This window comes from Phenylobacterium sp. Root700, from assembly GCF_001429025.1.
In the GTDB taxonomy this organism is placed as follows: Bacteria; Pseudomonadota; Alphaproteobacteria; order Caulobacterales; family Caulobacteraceae; genus Phenylobacterium.
Map to the genome: position 1 here is coordinate 88,422 of NZ_LMHT01000035.1, position 13,362 is coordinate 101,783.

At 67.2% G+C, this 13,362-nt stretch carries 14 protein-coding genes; 1 reads left to right on the plus strand and 13 read right to left on the minus strand.

All coding sequences use genetic code 11. The annotated features are described in order from the left end of the window. Positions 1–16 precede the first annotated feature (16 nt). From ASE02_RS20145 to ASE02_RS20160, 4 genes are all read right to left on the minus strand, one after another. Entirely contained in the window at positions 17–1,408 is a 1,392-nt protein-coding gene (locus ASE02_RS20145; protein WP_056736789.1) for a PQQ-like beta-propeller repeat protein, read from the minus strand. After that, a complete protein-coding gene (locus tag ASE02_RS20150; protein WP_056736791.1) occupies positions 1,405–2,187 on the minus strand; it encodes a tetratricopeptide repeat protein in 783 nt (260 codons plus the stop codon). The genes ASE02_RS20145 and ASE02_RS20150 overlap by 4 nt, the downstream gene beginning before the upstream one ends. Positions 2,188–2,290: 103 nt before the next feature. Continuing rightward, positions 2,291–2,971 (minus strand): TetR/AcrR family transcriptional regulator, encoded by a 681-nt coding sequence (locus tag ASE02_RS20155; RefSeq protein ID WP_056736794.1) that lies wholly within the window; start codon positions 2,969–2,971, stop codon positions 2,291–2,293. Next, the gene (locus tag ASE02_RS20160) at positions 2,968–4,230 is read right to left on the minus strand and encodes a dicarboxylate/amino acid:cation symporter (RefSeq protein ID WP_056736795.1); all 1,263 of its coding nucleotides are present in this window, start codon (positions 4,228–4,230) and stop codon (positions 2,968–2,970) included. The genes ASE02_RS20155 and ASE02_RS20160 overlap by 4 nt, the downstream gene beginning before the upstream one ends. Before the next feature lie 136 nt (positions 4,231–4,366). Here ASE02_RS20160 and ASE02_RS20165 point away from each other — a divergent pair, with 136 nt between their 5' ends. After that, positions 4,367–4,633, plus strand: a complete 267-nt coding sequence (locus ASE02_RS20165) for a helix-turn-helix domain-containing protein (protein WP_056736797.1) — start codon at positions 4,367–4,369, stop codon at positions 4,631–4,633. Here ASE02_RS20165 and panB read toward each other — a convergent pair. From panB to ASE02_RS20210, 9 genes are all read right to left on the minus strand, one after another. Next, on the minus strand, positions 4,630–5,457 hold the full coding sequence (gene panB, locus ASE02_RS20170) for a 3-methyl-2-oxobutanoate hydroxymethyltransferase (RefSeq protein WP_056736799.1): 828 nt from the start codon (positions 5,455–5,457) through the stop codon (positions 4,630–4,632). The genes ASE02_RS20165 and panB overlap by 4 nt on opposite strands. Before the next feature lie 2 nt (positions 5,458–5,459). Continuing rightward, positions 5,460–5,840: a hypothetical protein gene (locus ASE02_RS20175; protein ID WP_056736802.1), complete on the minus strand. Its 381-nt coding sequence runs from the start codon at positions 5,838–5,840 to the stop codon at positions 5,460–5,462. Then, positions 5,833–6,417 carry an RNA polymerase sigma factor gene (locus ASE02_RS20180; protein ID WP_056736804.1) on the minus strand — a complete coding sequence of 195 codons (585 nt, stop codon included), beginning with the start codon at positions 6,415–6,417 and terminating at the stop codon, positions 5,833–5,835. Before ASE02_RS20180 ends, ASE02_RS20175 begins: the two co-directional genes overlap by 8 nt. A gap of 28 nt (positions 6,418–6,445) precedes the next feature. Further along, positions 6,446–6,820: a DUF6249 domain-containing protein gene (locus ASE02_RS20185; protein ID WP_056736805.1), complete on the minus strand. Its 375-nt coding sequence runs from the start codon at positions 6,818–6,820 to the stop codon at positions 6,446–6,448. Positions 6,821–6,953: 133 nt separating this feature from the next. Next, complete coding sequence (locus tag ASE02_RS20190; protein WP_056736807.1) at positions 6,954–7,301, minus strand: ArsC family reductase; 348 nt, start codon at positions 7,299–7,301, stop codon at positions 6,954–6,956. Positions 7,302–7,376: 75 nt separating this feature from the next. After that, positions 7,377–10,121 carry an autotransporter domain-containing protein gene (locus ASE02_RS20195; RefSeq protein WP_156406157.1) on the minus strand — a complete coding sequence of 915 codons (2,745 nt, stop codon included), beginning with the start codon at positions 10,119–10,121 and terminating at the stop codon, positions 7,377–7,379. A gap of 125 nt (positions 10,122–10,246) precedes the next feature. Next, the gene (locus tag ASE02_RS20200) at positions 10,247–10,804 is read right to left on the minus strand and encodes a 2'-5' RNA ligase family protein (protein WP_056736810.1); all 558 of its coding nucleotides are present in this window, start codon (positions 10,802–10,804) and stop codon (positions 10,247–10,249) included. 92 nt (positions 10,805–10,896) lie between these two features. Beyond that, the gene (locus tag ASE02_RS20205) at positions 10,897–11,466 is read right to left on the minus strand and encodes a gluconate 2-dehydrogenase subunit 3 family protein (RefSeq protein WP_056737401.1); all 570 of its coding nucleotides are present in this window, start codon (positions 11,464–11,466) and stop codon (positions 10,897–10,899) included. A 39-nt stretch (positions 11,467–11,505) separates the two neighbouring features. After that, a complete protein-coding gene (locus ASE02_RS20210) occupies positions 11,506–13,239 on the minus strand; it encodes a GMC oxidoreductase (RefSeq protein ID WP_056736812.1) in 1,734 nt (577 codons plus the stop codon). Between the last annotated feature and the right edge of the window lie 123 nt (positions 13,240–13,362).

Consider the following 13,362-nt stretch of genomic DNA (forward strand, 5'->3'; position numbering starts at 1 on the left):
CACGCTCTATCCGATTTTAGCGCAGCGCGATGAGTTGAGCCTCATCCGTCACGACATAGATGGTCCCATTGACCGCAATCGGACCGATTAGCGTCGGCGAGCCGAGATTCACAGTCTTTTCGACTTCCCCGGTCTTCGCATTCATCGCAACCAGCTCGCCGGACTGCCCCGCCACGATGATGCGGCTCGACGCCAGGAGCGGGCTCGACCAGATCGGCCGGGTGGTGAAGTTCTTCTTGCCGACGCCCATGAAGCCGCCAGCGCGCTTCTCACGGCTCTTGCCGAGATCCTGGATCCAGTAGATCTGGCCGCTCTCGCGGGCGACGCAGATCACTTCGCCGGACTTGGAGACGACATAGACGACGTCGCCGGCCGGCCAGGGCGTGGTGATGCCGGTGACGGGCAGGCTCCAGCGCGCCTGACCGGTGCGCAGGTCGGTGGCCGCGAAGACGCCCGAATGGCTCACCGCGAACACGTCGCCTTGGTAGATCACCGGACGGCCGGGAATGTCGCGAATTTCGGACAGGGCGTTGTTGCGGTTGGCGCGGCTGAGCGCCTCGTTCCACAGGTCGTTGCCGTTGGCCGCGCGCAGGGCGACCAGTTCGCCCGAGCCGAACGACGCCACCACGGTGTCGCCCGACACCGCCGGGCTGGAGGCCGCCAGGATACGGGCCGATTCCGACAGCGCCTGATAGTTCCACCCGGCCGCGCCGGTGGCGGTGTCGAAGGTCAGCAGGGTGTTGTCGACGGCGACCACGAAGACCCGGCCGCCGGAGACGGTCGGCGCCGCGTGCAGCGGCTGCTCGGTGGTGGTCCGCCACAGAACCGCGCCGGTGTCGGCGTTCAGCTGGGCGGCGAAGCGATAACCGGAGGTGACGTAGAGCTTGCCGTCGACCACGGCCAAGCCGCCGCCGAAGGCTTCCTTGTCGCGACGCGAGTCGGGACGCAGGTTCACCTTCCAGATTTGCGAGCCGGACTGCGCGTCGAGCGCCGAGACGCTAGCCTCGCCGTCCATGACATAGATCTTGCCGTTGGCCGCGACCGGCGGGGCGGTGACATGCGCGCCACGGCCCGAGCCCTGGCCGAAGCTGCGCTTCCAGGCCACCGACAACGAGCCGCCGGCTTCAGGATGGCCGGCAGCTTGCTCCGGCGTGCCGCCGGGCAGCGCCCAGCTGCTGTTGGTTTCGGGGGTCGGCAGGAAGAAGTCGCCGCCCTTCAGGGCTTCGGCCACTTCCAGCGTCTGGTCGGCCGCCACGATGGCGATACGTTCGCCCTCGGCAGCGGTTTCCTGCGGACCATCATCGCCCTTGTTGAAGGGGTTCAGCTTGCCGATCGTCGAGCAACCGCTCACGGCCACGCTGGCCGTGAGAAGGAGAGCAAGCAGGCTGTTACGGCGCATCGGCGTCATTGGGGTCCGGGGGCTGGCTGTTGCTGCGCAGGCGGGGCGGATGGGGTCATGCCGGGCGGAACGGCTCCGGGCGGCAATTGAACCGGCGGCGGCAAGGCCAGGGCGCCCTTCACGGCGGCAGGGACGGCCTTGGCCGAGCCTGAGTCGATCAGAGCCAGAGCGGCCTGCGCGCGTTGGCGCGAGGCTTCACCGGCGTCGGCCATCAGCGTGATGACGCTGAAGTCGCTACGCGCGCCAGCCAGATCGCCAGCCATCAGCTTCGAGAAGGCGAGAGCCTCACGAGCTTCGGCGCGATAGGGGCGGCCTTCTTGCGTAAGCGGCGTCAGACGCGCCTCCATGTCCTTGTAAGGAGCCGTGTCCAGCAGGGCGAAGGCGGATTTGAGGCGGGCGGCGTCGCCGATGACGTTGTTCGGCGCGGCCTCGGCGGCCTCGTCGAACAGCTTCACCGCTTCGGCGGTCTTGTTGTCGGCCAGCTTCAGGCCGCCAAGGTGCTGCAGAGCCAGGGCCTTGTAAGCCTTGGAAGAGCCCTTCCCGACCTCGCCCCACAGCCGGATCGCCTCGTCGCGACGGCCGGAATTGAAGGCGTCGATGGCCTGGGCGTACTGCTCGGACGCCTGCGCCGCCGCCTGATTGCGGAAATGCTGGTAACCCCAGACGGCCAGCGCGATCACCAGGGCCACGACCAGAAGACCGCCGACCACCGGCAGGACTTTCAGCGCAAGCGCCTTGTAGCGGTCGGAGCGGAGCTGCTCCTCGACCTCTTCAAAGACATCAACCACGTAAAGGGACTCCGCGCGAATGGGCGTTGGGGTTCAGAGCGGCGGAACCTATAGCGGCGGAGCCTTGGCTGCAACGCTCCCGGTCAATCCTATCGCTCGCGCCTTACGCCCTTGGTTGAACGATGGCCTCAAAGCCGGCCGCGCAATAGTCGAACAGCCGCGATCGCACCGCTTCCAGGTCGGTGGAGCGGCAAAGCCCTCCAGAAAGCTGATCGATTCGCCCGGTCTCCGACAGGGCCAGCATCATCGAGCCGGTGAGGAACTGATAGCCCCAGTAGAGGTCGCGAAGCTCGGCCTGCGGCATCGCGCGCTTCAAGGTGGCGATGAGCTCGTGGACGACGGGATCGAAGAACCGATTCATCGTCTCCCCGCCCCATGCCGGGGTGTTGTTCACCAGGGCCACCAGGCGGAAATAGTTCTTCCATCCGGCCTCGCCGGTCAGCGAGCGCTCGATGAGCGGGCCGATGAAGGCCTCCATCACGCCCCTGGTGGTCATGGCCGCGTGATGACGCGCCTCATAGGCGGCCAAGGCTTGCAAGCGTTCGGTGTTCAGGATCTCGGCCCGGCGCGCGAAGACCGCGTCGAACAGGTCGCGCTTAGTTCCGAAGTAGTAGTGGATCAGGGCGGTGTCGACACCGGCCTCAGCGGCCACCTGCCGGGTCGTGACGCCATAGAACCCGTGTCCGGCGAACAGCAATTCAGCGGCGTTCAGGATCACGCCGCGCAGATCAGGGCCATCGCCCTTGCGGCGACGTCCTCGGCCCGAGGCGAGCGGCGTCGTCATTCGTCCGTGTCCGCTGCGCCCTTGGCCAGGCAGGTGACGGCCACGTCGGCGGTCACGTTGGCCACGGTCCGGAAGATGTCGGGAATCGTCTCCACGGCCAAGAGAATCGGCAGTAGCTCCAACGGCACGCCCATGATCAGGCAGATCGGGCCGGTGGTGGTGAAGAAGGTGATCTGCCCCGGCAGGCCGACCGAGGCCAGGCTGATCACCGAGGCCACGCCGACGCCGGCGACCAACAGCGCGAAATTCAGCGGCACGCCGTAAACGTGGGCGCAGTAGATGGCCACGCTCAGATTGGCGGCCGGGCTGGAAATCCGAAAGAGCGAGACCGCCAGCGGCAGCACCACGCCGGTGATGTGTTCCGGCACCCGCAGTTGCCGGGCCCCGGCGATCATCGCCGGCAGCGAGGCGATCGACGACTGGGTCGAGAAGGCCACCGCCTGGGCCGGCGCCACGGCGCGGGCGAAGGCGACCAGCGGCGTGCCGGCCAGCAGCGCGATCAGGTAGGACAGCAGGGCGACCGAGATGCATACGCCCGACAGCAGCAGGATGTAGTGGCCAAGCGCGCCCGCCGCCCCGAACCCTGCCTTGGCCCCGACCACCAGCGCCAGGGCGAACACCCCGATCGGCGCGACCAGCAGCACCCACTGGACCAGCACCAGCATGGCCTCGACCACGGCTTCAAACACCTGAAGCAGCCCTGCCTTAAGCTCGGGCTTGATGCGAGTGACGGCCAGGCCGAACAGCAGCGCGAACACCACCAGCGGCGCCATGCTGGTCTCCGCAGCCGCCTGGATCGGATTGGTGGGGATGAAGGCCCGCAGCCAGACGCCCATGGTTGGGAAGTCCGGCACCTTCGTCGTCGAATGGCCCGCGGCGTCGCGCAGTCCGGCCACCGCCTCGACCGGCGCCGGCCAAGCCGCCAGCACGCCGGTGACGCCGAGCGCGGCGAACGTCGCCGATCCAGCGAGCAGGAGCGCGAAGAGGCCCAGCGCCCGCGCCGCCGCCCCGCCCGCTGCGGCGGTCCCCGCCGCCGAGGACACCCCAACGACCAACAACGAGAACACCAGCGGCACGATGGTCATGCGCAAGGCGTCCAGCCACATCCCTCCAATGGGATCGGCCACGGCCAGGGCGTGGTTCAGATAAGCGGTTTCGGCGAGGGTCGCGCCCACGCAGAGCCCAGCCACCAGGCTGAACAGGATCCAGAGGGTCGATTGCGCGCCGACGGAACGGAGCGCTGCAGCTAGCTTGGCCATCGGCCAAACCTAGAGCGCCATCCCCCTGATGGGGAATAGGTTTTCAGCGGGCCGCGAAACCCAATCTCATTGGCGCCCTGTCGCATTCGTCATAGCCTTGCCCCTCGCAGCGCCTTTGGCGCGTGCGACGGGAGGGATGGCGATGATCATCTCGCTGCCTGCGGTCGATACGGACCTTGAAGCCGTCGGCCGCCGCATAAGGGCGATCCGCGAAGCCCGCGGCCTTGGCCTGGAACGCCTCGCGGACGAGGCGCGTCTTGGCCATGCGGAACTGTCCCTGGCCGAGCACGGCCGCCTCAGGCTCGACTCCGCACAGCTTCACGCCCTGACCAGCGCGCTGCACGTCTCGCCGCGCATCCTCTTCGAGCCGGCGATCGACGTGTCCAGAATTCGGCGGCTCTAGCCCGCCTTGGCGAAGTAGATCTCGGCCGGACCGGGGAACTTCCGCGCCCGGACGTCGTCGGCGTAGCCGGCGACGGCCTTGGTGATCTCACCGCGCAGGTCGCCGTAGCGGCGGACGAACTTCGGCGTCCAGTCGAACAGGCCAAGCATGTCGTCGGTGACCAGGATCTGACCGTCGCAGCCGGCCGACGCGCCGATCCCGATGGTCGGAACCGACACCGCTTGGGTGATCTCGCGGGCCAGACCCTCGGCGACGCCCTCGACCACCAGGGCGAAGGCCCCGGCGTCCGCGGTAGCCTTCGCCTCGGCCAGGATCTGGGCGCGCTCTTCGCCGCCCTTGCCCTTGGCCTTGAAGCCGCCGTCAACCAGCACCGCCTGCGGGCGCAGCCCCACATGGCCCATCACCGGAATGCCGCGCTTCACGAGGTAGTCGATGGTGGCGACCACGGTCGAGCCGCTCTCCACCTTGACCGCCTGGGCGCCGGTTTCCTTCATCAGGCGCGCGGCGTTGGCGTAGGCGACTTCCTGCGAGCCCTCGTAGGAACCGAACGGCATGTCGACCACGACCATCGCCCGGCGGGCCGTGCGCATGACCGCCTGGCCATGCATGATCATCATTTCCATGGTCACGCCGACCGTATTGGGCAGGCCATGAACGACCATGCCGACGGAATCGCCGACCAGCAGCAGGTCGCAATGCTCGTCCAGGATCTCAGCGACCGGCGCGGTGTAGGCGGTCAGGCACACGATCGGCACCCCGCCCTTGCGCGCGGCGATGTCCGGCGCGGTCACCCGCTTCACTGTATCCTGACGCTGAGCCGACATGGCTAGAACTCCTCAAACACGCGGGTCACTACGAAGCCGATGGCAAGCACGGCCATCCCGCCGGCGATCCATACCACGGATGAACCGGCCGGCAGCGCCGACAGCATTTCCAGCCGCGGCGCCCACTGCGTGACCCCAGCCTCGATCAACCGGGTCGAGCCTTGGGAGGCGGTTTCGACCTGGTGGATGAAGTTCGACATGATCAGTTGGCTGGCGCCCACGACCCCGCCGACCAGGCCAGCCGCCCCGATAATCCAGCGACGCAAATTCCAACCGCGGTTCAGCTTCCGCTCCACCGAAACGGCGAAGGCCTTCTCGTCGGAGAAGGCCGGCGGTTCGGCGAAGAGGCGTTCGAGACGGCGTTCAAATTCGAGTTCAGCCATTGTCACGCCTCCCTTCCGGTAGAGCGTCGGCGCCCGGCGCCAGTCGCGCTCGGAGCTTCTCCAGACCACGTTTGACATGGGACTTGACCGTTCCAAGCGGCAGATTCAAGGCGTCGGCGGCCTCGGCATGCGAAAGGCCCGCGCCGTAGCACATCGACACGCACACCCGCTCGGCCGGCCCCAGCGACCGCAGCGCCTCATCCAGATCAATCCTGTCCCCCGTATCGCGGAACGACGCGACCGGGGCGTCGTCCTCGGCCTCGACCGCCAGGCTGGCGAGCCGACGCTCGCGCTGCAGCCGGCGCAGATACTGGCGCGCGGAGATCTTCTTCACCCAGCCTGCAAAAGCCCCCTGCCCCCGGAACTCGGAGATCCGCTCAAAGGCGATCAGGAAGGCGTCCTGGGCGACATCGTCGGCCTCGGCCGCGGGCGCGCCCATCCGGCGCAGCAGACCGCGCACCGCCGAGCCATGCCGGCGGACCAGTTCGCCAAAGGCCGAGCGATCTCCCGTGGCCGCGAGGGTCGCGAGCTCCACGTCGTGAAGATTGGCCAGCCTTGTGTTTTGAGAGCCCGACATCAGGGCTTTCCCCCATCCCTCTTCGGGGCTAGCGCCGGTCGCGCTGGACGAATGAAAGCGCGATCAAGGCCAGGCCGATGAAGCCTGGGAACGCCGCGATCCCCAGCAGCGGATAGAGCGCATCGGGCTCTTCGAAACTCACCGCGACACCCAGCGCGATGAAGGCGACCGCCACGCCTAGCCAGATCACGCCCGCCCGCAGATCACGATAGGACGAGGCCGGCGCCTTCTTCACGTCGCTGGTCAGGGCTTCGATCACCTCAGGCGGCAGTTCTGCGCCCTTCTCGATGGAGGCGCGCAGGGTCTCTTGCAGCCTCTGGCGTTCGAGACTCTTGAGGTATCGCGGCACGATGACGATCGCGGCGATCATGGCGAAGAACCCTAGCGGGACCAGGATTTCCATCTAATTCTCCTATCTCCGATGCACACAGGCCAGTCAGCCTCGTTCTCTGTAGGGAAAGAGGCGTCAGCCCACGCCTACAGATGCATGAACCTGCATGAAATGTTCGTCATGATTTTCAGGCGGCCTGCCCAGGTCAGGCGAAGGCGGCCCGATAGGCGTCCGGCTTGAAGCCGACCAGCAGAGGCCCGCCGGTCTCCAGCACCGGCCGCTTGATCATCGACGGTTGGGCCAGCATCAGGCCGATGGCCTTCTGCGCGTCCAGGCCGGTCTTGTCGGCGTCGGGCAGTTTGCGGAAGGTCGTGCCGGCGCGGTTGAGCACCGTTTCCCAGCCCACCTCGCCGATCCAGCGCTCCAGGTGGGCGCGGTCGACGCCGAGGGTCTTGTAGTCGTGAAACTCATAGGCCACGCCGTGGTCGTCCAACCACGTGCGGGCCTTCTTCATCGTGTCACAGGCTTTGATGCCATAGATCGTAACGGTCATGTCTCGAATCCGCTCAGCCGTGGGTCGCGCCTGAATATCGTCAGGCGCGACGCTTTCCGAGCGGCAATCAGCACGTCACCAGGTGATCCGCAGCCCCAGCGTGGCGGCATGCGCCGCGTCGTCGGTGTTGAGCTTGGCGTCGTAGTTCGCGAAGAACACCGTGCGCTCACCAGCCCTGGCCGACACCCCGACGCCGAGCAGCGCGCTGTCACGCCCCACTTGAGCGCCGCGTGAAGCGAAGCCGCCAGCCGGCGCGCCGATGAAGGCGCCGTCAAGTTCGGCGTGGTCGTCCAGGAACTCATGCAGCCACTTGGCGCGCGCTTCGATCAGGCCCGAGGTGTTTGCCGTCGGCAGAGGCGCCGACAGGCTGAGGCCCAGCCCGCTTTGCAGACTGTCGAGGTTCTGCCTCTCGCCGACGAGACCAAGGCTGCCGACGCCCTGCTCCGTGAAGGCGTCCTGATGCAGGCCGCCATAACGCAGCGAGGCGAGCGGACGCGCCGTCACCCCGCCGAGATCGAAGGCGTAGGACGCCTCGGCAAAGACCCCGATGCGCTCGCCGTCATAGTCGGCTGTAGCGCGCCGCGACTCGTCGCCAATGACCAGGTTGCGGCCGACCTCGTTCGTCAGGCGCGCATAGCTCACCCAGCTGTCGAGCGCGAAGGCGCCGCCGACATAGGCGCCGTAGAGCGCGCCCTCATAGGCCTTGACCTCGCCCCGCCCGCCGAAGCGGTCGAAGTCGACGTCGGTCGCGCTGTAGCTGAAGCTGGCGCCGACCCGCATCGAGGGCGAAACCTCCCAGTCGCGTCCGACAATGAGCCCGCCCGTCTGGTAGTCGGCGCCGGAGGTGTCCGAACCGGCGCCCAGCCGTCCCCATTGCCCGTAGGCCCGCGCCCAGGCGTTGTCGTCCGAGGCGCCAGGCTTATCCGCGCGCAGATCGCCCAGGCGGGCCGACAGCGTCTGATCGAGCGGCAGCCCCCCCGTCAGCGCGATGGTGGCCAGCGAGGCGTGGAGCTCGCCCGACAGGCTTTCCAGAGAGTCGCGCGCCTGGCCGGGCGACGAACCCTGGAGGGCCATTGCGCCGCCCAGGAAGCCCGCGTCGCCGCTGTCCAGGCCACGCTCCAGGGCGCCGCCGACCGCGCAGGCGTTGGCGCCTATGCAGACCGAGCGGTCGTCGAACCGCAGCCGGGTCAGGGTCAGATAGACCGCGCCGACGTCATAGCTGAGCGACGGCTTGAGGAAGGCGTAGTCGTCGGTGAGCAGCGCCTCGAACCGGCCCGTGACACCCTGCCCCGCGGTGAGCAGGGCCTGGGTGAAGGAGGTCCTGTAGAGGCCCGGCGTGATCAGTACGCTGACCGCCCCGCCTTCCAGATCGGCGGCGCCGGTGATCGCAAGCTGATTGGTCAGGCCCTCCGGCGCAATCTGGCCGATGATCAAGCCCGTCTTGGTGTTCACAAAATCGCCGTCGATGGTCAGGGTCCCCGCCAATGACGAGTTGCCGGGAGCGATATAGCCTTCGTTCCAAACTGCGCCGCGCACGACGCCGCGTCCGGCGAGCACCCCGTCATAGCCAACGAAGGTCGGCGAGATGATGGAGCCCATCACCGCCAGCAGGCCCTCGTCCACCCAGGTCACACCGGAATAGGTGTTGTCGCCATTGAGGACGAGCGTCCCGCTCCCCGACTTGATCAGCCCGCCCGCGCCGGAGATGTCGTTGTACCAAACGCTCGTTCCGGTCGGCTGGACCACGTGGAAGTCGCCCCAGTCGAAGCGGCCCGGACCCACCACCGCCTTGCCGGCATCGAGCAGGCCGTAACCGTAGAGATCATCGACGCCAGGAGCCCCGAGGTCGCTCGCCGTCCCAAGCAAGGTCTGGCGCACCTGATCGGCGGTGAAGTTGGGGAACATCTGCCAGACCAGCGCAGCCGCGCCGGAGACGTGCGGCGCGGCGAATGAGGTTCCCTCGGCTTCGCCATAGCCGCCGCCCGCCATCGCAGCGGAAATTCCAAAACCGTCCGCATCAAAATCGCCGCCAGGGGCCGCCAGGCACCAGGTCTTGGCGACACCGCAGGCGTTCGCATAACCGGCCAGATCGCCGCTGTAGCCGACGGCGGTCACCGCCAGCCAGCCACGCTCAAGTTCCGGAAACAGATGCGGCAGGCCCGCCTCTGGGCCCGGCTGCGACAGACCCGAGTTATGAGTGATGAAGACGACCAGCCCGCCACGTTCGACGGCCGACCGCGAGGCCGCGAGCAGGTTAGGCGCCCGCGCCTCCATATCGGCGAGGGAGTAGTCGGTGATCGCCTCGTCCACGCCTCCCCAGCTGTTGTTGAGGATACGGACGCCACGATCGAGCAACGCGCCCCACGCCTCGCCGACGATCGGATCGTCGTAGGCCATGCTCCCGTCGTCATCCAGGACCCGGGCGCTGACGACCCGCGCGCCGGGGGCCATCCCGTGCATGCCGGTCCCGTCTCGTTTGCCCGCGATGATCGAGGCGACCGCCGTCCCGTGACCGGTCCTGTCAATTATCACCGGCGAGCGCGTGACATAGTCGTAGCCGCCCGAAACCTGTCCCTTCAGTTCGGAATGATCGGTCGCCACGCCGGAATCGATCACCCCGACCTCGACGCCCGAACCGTCCACGCCCATGGCGTAGGCGTATTCGGCGCCGGACATCCACAGCCCCCAGGAGGTCCAGAACTCCGGCGTCCGATAAGTCCTGGGATCAGTGGGCGCGCCGACCGTCTGGGCCATGGCGCCTGTCGTCAGACACGACGACAGCATCAGCGTCGCAAGGACGCTCTTCGACGTAAGCTTCACGTAACCCCCAGGGAGATGGCCCGGCGCTCGCGGCGCCCGACCTAGCCGAGTCGGAAATGCGCCAGGTCGGGCTCCACATCAACCCGTGATACGTGTATTTTTCGCGGATATAGTGTACGGTGAGTTTAGGTCGACCCCAGCGGCCAACGCTCGACATAGGTGTAGCGGCCCCGCCCCTGCTCGCTGCGGATGAGGACCACCTCCCGCGCGCGCCAGCTGATCGGCCTATCGAGGGTCGTCTCCGAAATCGCCGTCGCCCTGTAGGCCAGCGTGACATGCGGCGTAAAACGGGAAGGTCCGCGAAGGTTGAGGCCGTTCGCCGCCGCGGCGTCGACCAGCCCGTCCTTCAGTCGCGTCAAAAGCCCGGTCGCCGCCGGCGCGCAGCGCAGCACGAGCGACCCGGACGCCTCACGTCTTGCAAAGCTGCACGCCTTGGGCAGGACGACGTCAAACTTCTCGGTCGCTATCGCCGCGCCGACCCGCCTGGCGAGGGCGAGCAGCGTGTCACGCCGCCAGACGTCGAGTTGGAAACCGAGCAGCGACAGATGCAGCTTCTCGGCCGGACAAAGCCGATCTCCATTGGCGAGATCCCGTCCCAACACCGTCATTTGCGCCGCTGCGGCGGCGTCTGGGAGTATCCCGAAGAACAGAACCTCCCGCATTCCCTGCATGACCATGTCCATGCCTTTCCATCAAACACATGATAGAACAAACGTAGAACATGTAGGGCGTCGACATCAAGCACGTGGACCGCCGGAGCGGCCCGCCGTGGGCCCTAGGTCGCCCAGGCCCGCCCGATTTCCGACAGCGGAACGCAGCCGTGATAGGCGCCCGGCACCGGATCGTACCTGAGGGCGACGGTCGCACCGGGTTCGGAGGTGAAGTAGCCGACCGTGACCAGCTCCTTCAGCGCCGAGAAGAAGTGCGGCGGCGGCGCCAGCGGCGATTGTTTCCGCAGGGCCGCGGCCTCCTGGTCATAGCGCGTGAGCAGCTCGATCTGCTGCGGCGCGGTGAGGTTCACGAAGATCGCGCCGTTGGCGGAGCGAGCGTCGGCGTCCATCCGCGTCAGCCCGTCCCTCAGCAGCTTGGCCTGCGCCTTGTCGCAATAGGTGGCCAGCGCCCGGTCGATGAACTGCGGCACGCCGACCTGCCTGGCGCCGGGCGTGTCGGTCGCCGGCATGATCAGCTCGGCCACCACGTCGACCAGACGGGCCTGGTCTGGCGTGAGCGCCGTCGGGGCCCAGGCCAAAGGCTGCATAGCTGCGGCCACCGGCCCGGCCATCCCGGCCGAGGCGATCCCCATGGTCAGGGCGACGCCCCACATCGCTTCTCGTCTGTTCAGCATCTGCTCGTTCCCCACATCCTGCTCCGTCGCCGACAGCGCCTAGAGCTCGCCCTTCTTGCCCGCCTTCACCGCATGGTCGCAGGCCCTTGCGGTCAGCGCCATGTAGGTCAGCGAGGGGTTCACGCATGAGGCCGACGTCATCGCCGCCCCATCAGTGACATAGACGTTCGTGCACTCGTGCACCTGGTTATGGGCGTTCAGCACCGAAGTCCGCGGGTCGCGGCCCATCCGGGCGGTTCCCATCTCGTGGATGCCCAGGCCCGGCGCATAGCCAAGATCGGCGCCCTGGACGTTCTTGAAGCCCGCCGCCTCCAGCAGCTCCACCGCCGAGGCCTTCATGTCGCGGCGCATGGCGATCTCGTTCTCGCGGATCGAGACCTTGATCTTGAGAGTCGGCTGTCCGTACTTGTCCTTGACGTCGTGGTTCAAGGTAATCCGGTTGTCGGCGTAGGGCAGGATTTCACCGAACCCGCCGAGCGCCATCGTCCAGGGACCAGGCTGGGTCAGAGCGGTCTTGCGCTCGGCCCCGAAGCCCTCCCCGCCGAGATCGCGGTTCCAGCTGGGGCGCGAGGCGCCGCCTTGATAGCCAAAGCCCCGCATGTAGTCCTTCCGGGCGCTGCCTTCGTCGCCGAGGTTGCGGAAGCGCGGCACATAGATCCCGTTGGGCCGGCGGCCCGAATAGTACTTGTCGTCGAACCCTTCGACCTGGGCCCGCGCCCCGACGTTCAGGTGGTGATCCATGACGTTGCGGCCGAGCTGATCGCTGCCGTTGCCGAAGCCGTTGGGGAAGCGGTCGCTGGTCGAGTTCAGCATGATCCCGGCCGAGTTGAGGGCCGAGGCGCAGAGGAAGATCACCTTCGCGTAGTACTCGGACTCCTCGCCGGTCTCGGCGTCCAGCACCCGCACGCCGCTGGCCTTGCCCGCCGCCGGATCGAAGATCAGCGAGGTGACGATGGAGTTGGGGCGCATCCGCAGATTGCTGGTGCGTTCGGCCGCCACCAGGGTCGCGGAGTTGGAGCTGAAATAGGCGCCGAACGGACAACCGCGGCTGCACATGTTGCGATGCTGGCACTTCGAGCGACCGAGGCTCAGCTGCTCTTCCGTCGGCTCGGTCAGGTGGGCGGCCCGGCCCATGGTGATCCGGCGGTCGGGGAAGCGTGACTCGGCCCGCGATTTGAAGGCCTTCTCAACGCAGTTCATCTCCATCGGCGGCTGGAACTGGCCGTCGGGAAGATGCGCCAGCCCTTCGTTCTGACCGCTGACGCCGATGAAGCGCTCCACATAGTCATACCAGGGCGCGAGGTCGGCGTAGCGGATCGGCCAGTCGACGGCGACCCCGTCGCGGGCGTTGGCCTCGAAATCGATGGGGCTGTGCCGATAGGTCTGGCGGCCCCAGGTGAGCGAGCGTCCGCCGACGTGATAGCCGCGGATCCAGTCGAACCGGCTCTCCTCAGTGTAGGGGTTTTCGTCGTCGCGGACGAAGAAATGCTTGGTGTATTCGGTGACCGCGTACCCGGTGCGCATCTGAACCGGATAGTGGCCTTTCAACTCTTCCGGCGGCAGCTTGCCTTGGGGGTACTTCGCCTCCCAGGGGTCCATGGTCGCGGTCGGATAGTCCTCCAGGTGGCGCACCATCGGGCCACGCTCCAGGACGAGGGTCTTCAGGCCCTTCTGAGTCAGCTCCTTGGCCGCCCAGCCGCCCGAGATGCCGCTTCCGACCACAATGGCGTCGTAGGTGTTTTCCCGACGCCAGCGTCCGTTGAGGTTGGCCATAGTTCCCCCCTGATCCAGGCTCGACGACGCTCTGTCGTCGATCTTTCGTCAGCTCAAGCGACGACGAATCCGTCACCGCGCCAACTGTTGCTTTGCACGGCTTCAGGTTCCATGAAATGGGTT